This window comes from Rhodococcus parequi (genome assembly GCF_046042785.1).
Lineage (GTDB): Bacteria > Actinomycetota > Actinomycetes > Mycobacteriales > Mycobacteriaceae > Prescottella > Prescottella parequi.
In genome coordinates, this window is the sequence record NZ_JBDLNV010000002.1 from 691706 (window position 1) to 704325 (window position 12620).

General features: G+C 68.3%; 11 protein-coding genes. 8 read left to right on the plus strand and 3 right to left on the minus strand.

Features of this window, described 5'->3' with window-relative positions:
* Positions 1-103: 103 nt before the first annotated feature.
* Positions 104-475: a nuclear transport factor 2 family protein gene (locus ABEU20_RS07420; RefSeq protein WP_420163745.1), complete on the minus strand. Its 372-nt coding sequence runs from the start codon at positions 473-475 to the stop codon at positions 104-106.
* A gap of 246 nt (positions 476-721) precedes the next feature.
* Here ABEU20_RS07420 and ABEU20_RS07425 point away from each other — a divergent pair, with 246 nt between their 5' ends.
* From ABEU20_RS07425 to ABEU20_RS07445, 5 genes are all read left to right on the plus strand, one after another.
* Positions 722-1714: a siderophore ABC transporter substrate-binding protein gene (locus ABEU20_RS07425; RefSeq protein WP_420163746.1), complete on the plus strand. Its 993-nt coding sequence runs from the start codon at positions 722-724 to the stop codon at positions 1712-1714.
* A gap of 82 nt (positions 1715-1796) precedes the next feature.
* Entirely contained in the window at positions 1797-2777 is a 981-nt protein-coding gene (locus tag ABEU20_RS07430; RefSeq protein WP_420163747.1) for an ABC transporter permease, read from the plus strand.
* Positions 2770-3825 carry an iron chelate uptake ABC transporter family permease subunit gene (locus ABEU20_RS07435; RefSeq protein WP_420163748.1) on the plus strand — a complete coding sequence of 352 codons (1056 nt, stop codon included), beginning with the start codon at positions 2770-2772 and terminating at the stop codon, positions 3823-3825. Before ABEU20_RS07430 ends, ABEU20_RS07435 begins: the two co-directional genes overlap by 8 nt.
* Entirely contained in the window at positions 3822-4577 is a 756-nt protein-coding gene (locus tag ABEU20_RS07440; RefSeq protein ID WP_420163749.1) for an iron ABC transporter ATP-binding protein, read from the plus strand. Before ABEU20_RS07435 ends, ABEU20_RS07440 begins: the two co-directional genes overlap by 4 nt.
* 88 nt (positions 4578-4665) lie before the next feature.
* Entirely contained in the window at positions 4666-6174 is a 1509-nt protein-coding gene (locus ABEU20_RS07445; RefSeq protein WP_420163750.1) for a lipase family protein, read from the plus strand.
* A 69-nt stretch (positions 6175-6243) separates the two neighbouring features.
* Here ABEU20_RS07445 and leuS read toward each other — a convergent pair whose 3' ends face one another.
* Complete coding sequence (gene leuS, locus ABEU20_RS07450; RefSeq protein WP_420163751.1) at positions 6244-9084, minus strand: leucine--tRNA ligase; 2841 nt, start codon at positions 9082-9084, stop codon at positions 6244-6246.
* A gap of 124 nt (positions 9085-9208) precedes the next feature.
* Here leuS and ABEU20_RS07455 point away from each other — a divergent pair, with 124 nt between their 5' ends.
* Together ABEU20_RS07455 and ABEU20_RS07460 are read left to right on the plus strand one after the other, a co-directional pair.
* Positions 9209-9604, plus strand: coding sequence for an SdpI family protein (locus ABEU20_RS07455; RefSeq protein WP_420163752.1), 396 nt, complete (start codon positions 9209-9211; stop codon positions 9602-9604).
* Positions 9605-9621: 17 nt separating this feature from the next.
* On the plus strand, positions 9622-10602 hold the full coding sequence (locus ABEU20_RS07460) for a DUF1648 domain-containing protein (RefSeq protein ID WP_420163753.1): 981 nt from the start codon (positions 9622-9624) through the stop codon (positions 10600-10602).
* Between the two features lie 4 nt (positions 10603-10606).
* Here ABEU20_RS07460 and ABEU20_RS07465 read toward each other — a convergent pair whose 3' ends face one another.
* A complete protein-coding gene (locus ABEU20_RS07465) occupies positions 10607-11449 on the minus strand; it encodes a LysR substrate-binding domain-containing protein (protein ID WP_420163754.1) in 843 nt (280 codons plus the stop codon).
* An 84-nt stretch (positions 11450-11533) separates the two neighbouring features.
* On the opposite strand from ABEU20_RS07465, the gene ABEU20_RS07470 reads away from it, so the two are divergent.
* Positions 11534-12520: a bile acid:sodium symporter family protein gene (locus tag ABEU20_RS07470; RefSeq protein ID WP_420163755.1), complete on the plus strand. Its 987-nt coding sequence runs from the start codon at positions 11534-11536 to the stop codon at positions 12518-12520.
* The last annotated feature ends 100 nt before the right edge of the window (positions 12521-12620 follow it).

Sequence of the window (12620 nt, forward strand, 5' to 3'; positions counted from 1 at the left end):
TGTATAGACAACTTCGGGCGGTCAACAAACGCCGATGGGGCACAGCCCGTGCCGTACCCGGCACCGGACCGCACCCCACCGACAGCGAAGCGGCGACGACTCGTCAGCTGACGATCATGTCCTCCTGCGCCCAGTACGCGCGGGTGCTGGTGATCTTGGCATCGTCGTCGAAGGTCATGACGTCGATCGGCTCCATGACGTAGGTGGCGTCGCCGACCTTGGAGACGGTGCGGAAGTGGAAGGCGGCGCTGTTGCCGGCGACGCGGATCGTGAGCAGCTCGGCCGTCTGATCCATCGCCTCGATGGCCTTGAAGAAGGTGCGGATCTCCTCGACGCCACGCTTGGGCTCGGTGCCGACCGGATCCTCGACCGTGGCGCCCTCCGCGAACAGCGCGGCAACCCGGTCGGCGCTCTTGCTCTCGAGTGCCTTCATGTAGGAGGCAACGGTGTTCTTGATGTCTTCTGCGGATGCCATGCTCGCTGGACCTTTGCTCGTGGAACGAATCTCGGGCGGAGCGTAACCCGGCTCACACAGCGCGCACACCGTTCGATCCCGCCCACCGGACACCGGCGGCCCGGTCGACCTCGCACCCACCTGGCACATCGTGGGGCAACAGCCCGAATCATCCCTTTTACACTCCTTAGGTTAGGCTCACCACCGTCGCGGACGGGGGGCTGCGGCGTGGCACGTCCCATCGGCACGAAGCAAGGAATCACGAAGATGAAAGCGCCCCGGCTGTACCGCAGCGCGGCTGCCATCGCACTGGCCGCCCTCGCCCTGACCGCCTGCTCGAGCACGACCTCCGACGAGGCCGCCGCTGAAGAGACCACCACCGTCACGGTCGAGGACAACTTCGGCGAGCAGACCGTCACCGTGCCCCCGTCGTCGGTCGTGGCCACCGACAACACCACCTTCCAGACCCTCGCGGACTGGGGAGTCCCGCTGAAGGCCGGTGCGGTGGCGTTGATGCCGGACACGATCTCGTACAAGCAGGACTCGGGCATCGTCGACCTCGGCACCCACCGCGAACCGAACCTGGAGGCGATCGTCGCCGCCGATCCGGGTCTGATCCTCAACGGCAACCGCTTCGCGCAGTTCCGCGAGGACTTCCGGAAGCTCGCCCCCAACGCGGCGATCGTCGACGTCACGCCCCGCAAGGACCAGCCTTTGGATGCCGAACTCAAGCGCGGCACCACCGTCCTCGGCGAGATCTTCGGCAAGCAGTCGGAGGCACAGCAGCTCAACGACGAGTTCGACGCATCCATCGCCCGGGTGAAGGCGGCCTACGGAACCGGCACGTCCGTGATGGGCGTGATCGTCTCCGGCGGCAACATCGGCTACGTCGCCCCCCACACCGGGCGCACGATCGGCCCGATGTTCGACATCTTCGGATTCAAGCCTGCACTCGAGGTGCCGCAGGGGTCCGACAACCATCAGGGCGACGACATCTCGGTCGAGGCGATCGCGCAGTCCAACCCGGGCCTGATCATCGTCATGGATCGTGACGCCGCCACCACCGACGCCAAGAAGGACGGCTACATGCCGGCCGCCAAGGTGATCGAGGGCTCCGCCGCCCTGCAGAACGTGGACGCGATCAAGAAGGGCAACGTCATCTACATGCCCGCCGACACGTACACCAACGAGAGCATCCAGACGTACACCGCGTTCTTCGACGCGCTGGCCGACCTGCTCGAGAAGAACAGCAACAGCTGAGCGCCCGGCTACCCCGTGGTGACGGCCCCGAGCCGGACCACGGGGTAGCGCAGGCTCGATCGCAGTACGGAAGTTTTCTCCGATGAGTGCACCGACCGCCCCGGCCCGCGACAAGGGTCGCCTGTTCGACTGGAAGCTGATGCTCGGCTTCCTCGGCGTCGGCGTTCTGCTGACGCTCTCGCTCTTCACCGGCGTCTTCGACGTCTTCGACGGCGACGCCGGCTGGGAGATGTTCAACATCACCCGCATCCCGCGCACCGTCGCGTTGGTGCTCGCCGGCGCCGCGATGGCGATGTCCGGCCTGGTCATGCAGTTGCTGACGCAGAACCGGTTCGTCGAACCCACCACGACGGGCACCACCGAGTGGGCCGGACTCGGTCTGATGATCATGATGATCGTCGCGCCGAGCGCCGGTCTCATGCCGCGGATGATCGGCGCCGTCGTGGCGGCCTTCGTCGGCACCATGATCTTCTTCCTGTTCCTGCGCCGCGTCCAGCTGACGTCCTCGCTGATCGTGCCGATCGTCGGCATCATGCTCGGCGCCGTCGTCGGCGCCGTCACCACGTACCTCGCGCTGGCCACCGACCTGCTGCAGAGCATGGGCATCTGGTTCGCCGGCAGCTTCACCTCGGCCATCCGCGGCCAGTACGAGGTGCTGTGGATCGTGGCGATCGTCGCGGTGGTGGTGTTCGTCGCCGCCGACCGGTTCACGGTCGCCGGACTCGGCGAGGACGTCGCCACCAACGTCGGTCTCGACTACAACCGCATCATCCTGCTCGGCACGGGCCTGATCGCGGTGGCCACGGGCATCGTCACCGTCGTCGTCGGCAATCTGCCCTTCCTCGGGCTGATCGTGCCGAACATCGTCTCGATGATCCGCGGCGACGACCTCCGCAGCAATCTGCCCTGGGTGTGCCTGCTGGGCATCGCGATCGTCACGGTCTGCGACCTGGTGGGCCGAACGATCATCGCGCCGTTCGAGATTCCCGTCTCACTGATCCTCGGTGTCGTCGGGTCCATCGTGTTCGTCGCCATGCTGCTCCGGAGCCGCCGCCATGCTTGAGATCCAGCCGAGCCCCGCCGTCGTCGACGCACCGGCCGCGGTCCGGCAAACCGGAACGGGCGCCTTCGCCACCGCCGGCGGCCGTCGTCGCTACTGGATCGTCGTGGGCACCCTCGCGGTACTCGCCGTGGCGTTCGCCTTCGGCGTGCTGGCGTGGGACAACCCGTTGCCGCTGGGTAGTCCCGGCTTCTGGCGGGTCGCCGAGCTGCGTGCGACCAGCCTGGTCGTCATCGCGATCGTCGTGGTCTGCCAGGCCGTCGCCACCGTCGCCTTCCAGTCCGCGACGAACAACCGGATCATCACGCCGTCGATCATGGGATTCGAGGCGCTCTACGTCGCCGTCCAGACCGCTTCGGTGTTCTTCCTCGGCGCGGCCGGAGTGGTTGCGCTGCAGGGTGTCCCGCAGTTCGCGCTGCAACTGACGATCATGGTCGTCTTCGCGATGCTGCTGTACGGCTGGCTGCTGTCCGGCAAGTACGGGAACATGCAGGTGATGCTGCTGGTGGGCATCGTTCTGGGTGGCGGACTCGGGTCGGTGTCGGCGTTCATGCAGCGGCTGCTGACGCCGAGCGAGTTCGACGTCCTGACCGCCAAGCTGTTCGGCTCGATCTCGAACGCCGAGGTGGCCTACCTGCCGTTGGCGCTCCCGCTGTGCATCGCCGCCGCCGGCGCGCTGTGGTGGCGGGCCCGACGGCTCAACCTGGTGGCGATGGGCCGGGACGTCACCACCAACCTGGGTCTGGACCACCGCCGCGAGATCATGCTCGTGCTGTTCCTGGTCTCCGTGCTCATGGCCGTGTCCACCGCGCTGATCGGGCCGATGACCTTCCTCGGCTTCCTCGTCGCCACGCTGGCCTACCAGTTCGCGGGCACCCACGACCACCGCTACATCTTCCCGGTCGCCGTCCTGACCGGCTTCGTGATCCTCGCCGGCGCCTACTTCGTGCTCAAGAACGTCTTCTACGCCCAGGGCGCGGTGTCGATCATCATCGAGGCCGTCGGCGGCGCCACGTTCCTCATTGTGATTCTGCGAAAGGGCAAACTGTGATCGAGATCAAGGGTGTCCGCAAGGACTACAGCTCGACGGTGACGATCGGGCCCGTCGACCTCCGGATCCCGGCGGGCGGCATCACCGCGCTCGTCGGCCCCAACGGGGCGGGGAAGTCCACGCTGCTGACCATGATCGGGCGCCTGCTGGGCGCGGACGCGGGCACCATCGAGATCGGCGGCCACGACGTCTCCCGCACCCGCTCGAAGGAGCTGGCCAAGATCGTCTCGATCCTGCGCCAGGAGAACCACTTCGTCACCCGACTCACGGTCCGACAGCTGGTCGGCTTCGGTCGCTTCCCGCACACGAAGGGGCGGCTCACGCGCGTCGACGAGGACGCCGTCACCCGCGCGATCGAGTTCTTCGGCCTCACCGAGCTGGAGGGCCGGTATCTCGACCAGCTCTCGGGCGGGCAGCGCCAGCGCGCCTACGTGGCGATGGTGCTGTGCCAGGAAACCGACTACATCCTGCTCGACGAACCGCTCAACAACCTGGACATGAAGCACTCGGTGCAGATGATGAAGCATCTCCGCAAGGTCGCCGACGAGCTCGGCCGCACCGTGGTGATCGTGCTGCACGACATCAACTTCGCCGCGCACTACGCGGACCGGATCTGCGCGATGAAGAACGGCCAGGTCGTCGAGTTCGGAACGCCCGCAGAGATTTTGGTAGACGAGACACTCAGTCAGGTTTTCGACACCCCGGTCTCGTGCATGACCGGACCGAACGGGCCGATCGCCGTCTACTACTGAGGCGCCTTCGGCACCCGTGCGCCTTTTCGGTAGCCGGGTCTACCGAAAACGCGCACGGGCACGAAGTGCCTTGGGTAGGTTCCCGCGCATGCCAAACCAGCGTGGGGGATTCTGGGGTCGGATGGTGGTCACCGTACTCGCGGTGAGTGTCGTGGTCGGGGGAGGTTCCGGCGCCGCGGCCGCGCAGTCGAGCGGCAGCGCGCTTCCGGACACGAGCATCGGCGGCGTGGGATCGACGGGCAGCGCGGCCGGGCAGGGGTTCATCGGGCCCGGTTCCCTGACCGACGGAACAGGTTCGGACGGAACCGGTTCCAACGGCACCACCCCGATCACCGGGTCGTGGGGGACCGCGTCGCTGGCCCGGTCGGCGTTCGGCTCGTGGATACCCGGCCTGGTCGGCTCGGTGGTCCCGGAACCCGCTCTGGCGCCGCCGCCGCTCGACACCCTGCACCAGGAATCGCTGCCCTCACCGATCGGGGAACCGTTCTTCGACCTCTACCCGCCCGGTCTGCCCGGGATGGCGAACGGGGAGGTCGTCGAGGTCCGCGACGTCACACCGGTCGCGAAGAATCTTTTGCTCGGGCCGGTGCGCGAGGTGAAGCAGATCAAGGTCAAGACCACCGACGCGTCGGGTGCACCGTCGTTCGCCACCGCGACGCTCGTCATCCCCGCCGGGGTGTGGCCAGGCCCGGGCCCGCGTCCGGTCCTGGTCAACAACGTGCCGATCAACGGCCTCGGGCGGGCCTGTACGCCCTCCCACACCCTGGCCAACGGGATCACGCCGTCGACCAACTTCATCGAGTTCCTCCGGCCCGTCACGACCAAGGCCGAGGAACGCGGCTACGCGGTCCTCATCCCCGACCACGAGGGCCCCTCGATGGCCTACGGCGAACCGTACGTCGCCGGGCACGCGATCCTGGACTCCATCCGCGGCATGCGCAGCGTGTTCCCCGCCGAGTTCGGCACCAGCAAGATCGCCATGATGGGCTACTCCGGTGGAGCGATCGCCACGCACGGCGCGGCCAAACTGCTCGACGGGTATGCCCCGGAACTGGCCCCCGACATCGTCGGCGCCGCGATGGGCGGGGTGCCGGCCGACTTCGAGATGCTCGGCCGCACCATGAACGGCAACCTCGCGAGCGGCCTGTTCCTCGCCGCGGTGTTCGGGATCTCCCGGGAGAACCTCGAGATCCTGCCGCTGATCAACGGCCTGGGCCAGCGCATCGGCATCTCGTCGATCAAGGATCAGTGCATGCTCAACCTCGGCGCGTCGGGCGTGTTCGGGATCCCCGCCGAGGCGCTCGCGAACGTCGTCGACGCTTTGAATTCACCTGTCGCCCACGACATCTACACAAAGATGAAGATGGCGGACCTGGTCTCCGGCACCCCGCTGTACATCTACAACGGCGGGCAGGACTTCTGGATCCCCGCCCTCGGCGCCCGCAACCTGTACGACGAGCAGTGCGGCTACGGTGTCGCCGCCGTCTACCGGCAGGTGCCCGGCGAGCACTTCCTGGGGGAAGCACTCGGCAACTCCGGTGCCTTCGAGTGGGTCGACGCCCGCCTGCGCGGCGAACCCGCACCGTCGGAGTGCTGAGGCGGCTGCGCCACCCGTGCGCCTTTTTGGTAGCTGGAACTACCGAAAAGGCGCACGGGTGCGAAGCGCCTAGAGGACGATATTGACCATCTTGCCGGGCACGACGATCACCTTGCGGGGATCCTTGCCGTCGAGCAGCGCCACGATCTTCTCGTCCGCGAGGGCGATCTTCTCGATGTCCTCACGGGCCGCGTCGGCGGCGACGTTGATGCGGCTGCGAACCTTGCCGTTGACCTGGATCGGGTACTCGACGGTGTCCTCGACCAGCCACTTCTCGTCGGCCGTCGGGAACGGGCCGTGCGCGAGCGACTCGGTGTGACCCAGGCGCGACCACAGTTCCTCGGCGAGGTGCGGGGCGATCGGGCCGAGCATCAGCGCGAGCGGCTCCACCACCGACCGCGGCGCACCGGCCGGGTACTCCTTGGTGAGGTGGTTGGTGTACTCGATCAGCTTCGCGACCGCGGTGTTGTCCCGCAGCGCCGCGTAGTCCTCGGCCACGCCGGCGATCGTCTTGTTGAGGGCCCGCAGCGTGTCCTCGGACGGCTCCGCGTCGGTGACCCGCAGATCGCCGGTCTCCTCGTCGACGACGACGCGCCACGCGCGCTGCAGGAAGCGGTGCGCGCCGATGACGTCCTTGGTCGCCCACGGGCGGGAGGTGTCCAGCGGCCCCATCGCCATCTCGTAGACGCGCAGGGTGTCGGCACCGAACTCGTCGCAGATCTGGTCGGGCGCAACGGAATTCTTGAGGCTCTTGCCCATCTTTCCGTACTCGCGCTTGACCTCGGCGCCCTGGTAGAAGAACTTGCCGTCCCTCTCGGTCACCTCGGCGGCCGGCACGTAGACGCCACGCTCGTCGGTGTACGCGTACGCCTGGATGTAGCCCTGGTTGTACAGGCGACGGTACGGCTCGCTGGAGCTGACGTAGCCCAGGTCGAACAGCACCTTGTGCCAGAACCGCGAGTACAGCAGGTGCAGCACCGCGTGCTCGACACCGCCGACGTACAGGTCGACGCCACCGGGATCGTTGGGTCCGTGGATGTCCGGACGCGGACCGGTCCAGTAGGCCTCGTTCTCGGGCGCGACGAACTGCTCGCTGTTGGTGGGGTCGATGTAGCGCAGCTGGTACCACGAGCTGCCCGCCCACTGCGGCATGACGTTGGTGTCGCGGGTGTAGTTCTTCAGGCCGTCACCGAGATCGAGTTCGACGTCGACCCAGTCGGACGCCTTCGCGAGCGGGGGAGAGGGCTCGGAGCTGGCGTCGTCCGGATCGAACGACACCGGCGCGTAGTCCTCGACCTCCGGAAGTTCCACCGGCAGAGCCGATTCCGGCAGCGGATGCGCGACGCCGTCGGCGTCGTACACGATCGGGAACGGCTCGCCCCAGTAGCGCTGGCGCGCGAACAGCCAGTCGCGCAGCTTGTACTGGATGGTGCCGGTACCGACGCCCTCCGCCTCGAGCCGCGCGATGACGGCCTTCTTGGCGTCGGCCACGTCGAGCCCGTCCAGGTAGTCGCTGTTGACCAGCGGTCCGTCACCGGTGAACGCGGCCTCGGACAGGTCGCCGCCCTTGATGACCTCGACGATGTCGAGGCCGAACGCGGTCGCGAACTCCCAGTCGCGCTGGTCGTGGCCGGGCACGGCCATGATCGCGCCGGTGCCGTAGCCGGTGAGCACGTAGTCGGCGATGAACACCGGCAGCTTGTGCCCGTTGACCGGGTTCACGGCGTAGACGCCGAGGAAGACGCCGGTCTTCTCCTTGTTCTCCTGGCGCTCGAGATCGGTCTTCGCGGCGATCGACGCGCGGTACGCCTCGACGGCCTCGGCCGGCGTGGCGGCCCCGCCGGTCCAGCGCGGATCGACACCCTCGGGCCACGCGGCTGCCACCAGCTGGTCGACGAGCTCGTGCTCGGGAGCCAGCGTCACGTACGTGGCACCGAACAGCGTGTCCGGACGCGTGGTGAACACCTCGATGTCGTGACCGTTCGAATCGAACTTCACCTGCGCGCCGTGCGAGCGGCCGATCCAGTTGCGCTGCATGGACTTGACCTTCTCGGGCCAGTCCAGGTACTCGAGGTCGTCGACCAGGCGGTCGGAGTACGCGGTGATGCGCATCATCCACTGCTGCAGGTGCTTACGGAACACCGGGAAGTTGCCGCGCTCGCTGCGGCCGTCCGCGGTGACCTCCTCGTTGGCCAGCACCGTGCCCAGACCCGGGCACCAGTTGACCATCGAATCCGAGTGGTAGACGAGGCGGTACGAGTCCAGAACCTTGCTGCGCTCGACCGCGTCCAGCGACGCCCAGTCCCGTCCGTCGCCCGGAGTGCGCTCGCCCGAAGCGAATTCGTCCTCGAGCTCGGAGATGCGGCGCGCCTTGCCCTGCGCGGTGTCGTACCAGGCGTTGTAGATCTGCAGGAAGATCCACTGCGTCCAGTGGTAGAAGTCGACATCCGTCGTCGCGATGGAGCGGCGCTCGTCGTGGCCCAGGCCCAGACGACGCAGCTGACGCTGCATGTTCGCGATGTTCGACTCGGTGGTGGTGCGCGGATGCGTGCCCGTCTGCACCGCGTACTGCTCGGCCGGCAGACCGAACGCGTCGTAGCCGAGGGTGTGCAGGACGTTGTGGCCCTGCATGCGGTGGTACCGCGCGAAGACGTCGGTGGCGATGTAACCGAGCGGATGGCCGACGTGCAGACCCGCACCCGACGGATACGGGAACATGTCCTGCACGAACAGCTTGTCCGCGGGCACGTCACCCGCGAGCGGGCCCACCGGGTTGGGGGCGTTGAAGGTCCCGCGCTCGCTCCACAGGTCCTGCCAGCGCTGCTCGATCCGGCCGGCGAGCTCCGCGGTGTAGCGGTGCTGCGGCGTCGAGTCGTCGGGGGATGAGGCTTGCTGAACTGGCTCGGTCACTGTGGTCGCTATCTACTTGGATGACGGGAATACCGTCAACCAGGGTAAAGCGTCGGCGGAGCCCGAGGACAGCCAGGAACACCCGGGAACCCACGCCCGCGCCACCAGGCTCTATCGTGGATGCGTGGTCATCGTCGCTGTCGTGCTGTTCATCGCCGCTCTCGCGCTCGGCGCCATCGGAGTCGCCGGACTGACCGGTCGGCTCGAACGTAACCGTTGGTTCGGCGTCCGCACCCCCCAATCGCTGCGTGACGACGAGACGTTCGCGCTGGCCAACAAGGTCGCGGGCCCCACGCTGCTGGCCGCGGCCGGCGTCCTGGTGATCGGTGGTCTCGCCGCCCTCCTGCTCGACGGAGTGCTCCCGATCGTCGCCGTGGTCGTCGCCCTCGTCGCGGCGCTCTTCACCGCCGCGGCCGGCGGCACGCTCGGCTCCAAGGCGGCCGCAGCGCTGCCCGAGACCAGCGGCTGCGGCACCTCGTGCGGCGCGTGCAGCCTCAAGGGCGCGTGCGAACCGGCCTGACTGGTTGAATCCCGGGTGTGAGCACACCCACAACCGGCCCGCGCGTCGTCGACCCCGCGGGTGTCGTCTTCGGAATCGTCGTTCCGGTGCTGGCCGCAGCGGCCGGCGTCGTGGCGACGTACTTCCTGGCCCCCCGCCTGCCCACGCAGATCGCCACCCACTGGTCCGGTAGCTCGCCCGACGGGTTCATGACGCCGACCGCGAGCGCGTGGTCGATGGCCGCGATGGTGCTGCTCGTCGGCGGCGGGTGCAGCGCCATCGCCGCGCTCGCGCAGGCCCGCCTGATGACGCGCCGCATGATGCTGCTGATCGGCTCGGCCGTCGTCGGGATCATCGTGGCCGCCGAGTTCGCCATGATTTTCGGACAGGTCGACCTGGCCGACGCGGCGGGGGCCTCGATGTCCGCCGACGCGGTGGTCCTGGGACTGGTCGTCGGCACCGCCGTGGGTCTGCTCGGCGCATCCGCCCTGCGCGACTACCGGGTGCGCACCCCGGCCACCGAGGCGCCCGCTGCGGACCTGCCGCGCGGCGCCGTCGACCTGCCCGTCGCCGACGAGGTGGGGATGACCGCCGGTGGCCTGCTCGCCACGGCACTCGTCCTCGCCGCGCCGGCCGCCCTCGTGTGCTGGCTGGCGGACGCCTGGTGGCCGCTGGGCGTGTACCTGCCGGTGGTGCTGCTGGCCGTCAGCCTGCTGCAGTTCCGGCTCGTCGTCGACGCCGACGGCATCCGCGTCCGCAACCTCGGCATGTCCGCGATCGAGTACGGCACCGACGAGGTGCTCGGCGCGCGGGTCGACGAGATCCGTCCCTTCCAGGACTTCGGCGGCTGGGGGATCAAGGTGAAGGGCCGCGGCAACTGCGGGGTCGTCACCCGCACCGGCCCGGCCGTCGTGATCACGTTCGCATGCGGCGACCGGCTCACCGTGACCACGGCGCGCGCCGAGGAGATCGCCGGCGCGCTCAACACGCTCGCGGACCGGCGCCTGGCACGGTCCTGATCCCTCACAGCGCCGACGCGCGGATCGCCTCCATGAGTGCCGCCTCGGGCTCGCTGGGGGTGCTCGCGCGCCCCAGCAGCACGAACTCGACGTCGCCCGGGTCCGGCAGGCCCAGGCTCTCGCCGACGGGCCGCAGCTCGGTCGGCAGCAGCGACTGCGCGTGCACGATGAACCCCAGCCCGGCCAGGACGGCCGCCCGCAGCCCGGCCCGGCTGTTCGCCAGGCACGTGATCCGGCTCGGCAGCCGCGCCGCCTCGAGGGCGCCCAGCGCGCACGCGCGGGTGATACTCGGCGGCGGGTAGGCGACGAGCGGCACCGGCGTCGCCGGGTCCCACTCCGCCTCGGCGGTACCGCCCCACACCAGCCGGTCCCGCCACACCAGGTCGCCGTGCGGTTCACCGGGCCGACGCATCACGAACGCGAGATCGAGGTCACCGGCCCGCAACTGCGCGTGCACCGCGCGACTGAGCCCGACGGTGAGCTGCAGGTCGACGAGCGGATGGGTGCGCCGGAAGTCCCGCAGGATCTGCGGCAGCCCCTTGGCGACCAGGTCCTCGGCCGCCCCGAACCGCAGCCGTCCGGTGAGCGTCGAGCCCTCGAAGTAGCGGCCGGCGCGGTCCTGGGCGTCGAGGATCGAACGCGCGAAGCCCACCATCGCCGTTCCGTCCGCGGTGAGCTCGACGGTGTGGGTGTCGCGGCTGAGGAGGTGGCGCCCGGCGGCCTTCTCGAGGCGCGCGATGTGCCCGCTCACCGTCGACTGCCGCAGACCCAGCTGCCGGGCGGCGGCGGTGAAGCCGCCCGTCTGCTCGACGGCGAGGAACGTCCTGAGGAGTACCGGATCGAACATGACAACTGCCTATCACGAAACGTGATCACAGTTAACGGGTTGAACGGCTTTCATGATCAAGTCGGGTGCGGATACCGTTGACCGGTGAAGTTTCTGAGCAGGTTCTACATCGATGGATTCATCCTGGCCATCATCGCGGTGGCGATCCTCGGGAGCCTGTTCCCCGTATCCGGCAGCGGACAGACCGTACTCGACTGGGCCACCAAGATCGCGATCGGTTTCCTGTTCCTGCTCTACGGCGCGCGCCTGTCGCCGGCCGAGGCTCTGCAGGGACTCAAGCACTGGCGCCTGCACTCGGTGGTGTTCGCGTCCACGTTCGTGCTGTTCCCGCTCATCGGGCTGGCGCTGCGCATCCTCGTGCCGACGGTCATCACCGACGAGATGTACACCGGCATCCTGTACCTGTGCCTGGTGCCGTCGACGGTGCAGTCGTCGATCGCGTTCACGTCGATCGCGCGCGGCAACGTGGCGGGCGCGATCGTCAGCGCGTCGTTCTCGAATCTGCTGGGCGTGTTCGTCACCCCGGTGCTGGTGATCCTGCTCATGAACACCACCGGTGAGGCGACGGTCGATTTCTCGTCGGTGCTCGACATCGTGCTGCAGTTGCTGCTGCCATTCCTGGTCGGCCAGCTCATCCGCCCGCTCGTCATCGACTGGCTGAAGAAGTACGCGGAACCGACCAAGCTGGTCGACCGCGGGTCGATCCTGCTCGTCGTGTTCTCGGCGTTCAGCGAGTCGATGAACGAACACATCTGGAGCACCGTGACGGTGCTCGAGGTCGCGGCGGTGGTGGCGGTCTGCTGCGGCATCCTCGCGGTCGTGCTGGGGGCGACCGCGTTTGCCGGCAGAAAGCTCGGGTTCTCGCTGCCCGACCGGATCGTCATCATCTTCTGCGGCTCCAAGAAGAGCCTCGCGACGGGCCTGCCGATGGCGTCGGTGCTGTTCGCGGGACAGCCCGTGGGCCTGATCGTGCTGCCGCTGATGATCTTCCATCAGATCCAGCTGATCGTGTGCGCGGCGCTCGCCCAGCGCTACGCGAAGCGGACGGATCCGGACCCGGTCACCACCTGACCGCACTCGCGTTCGCGCACACCGGCGACGCTCCTGGGGTTCAATGGGGTCAGTTCAGGTGTGTCCGAGGTAGCCGCAGTCCCATCGGAGGCGAGCGTGA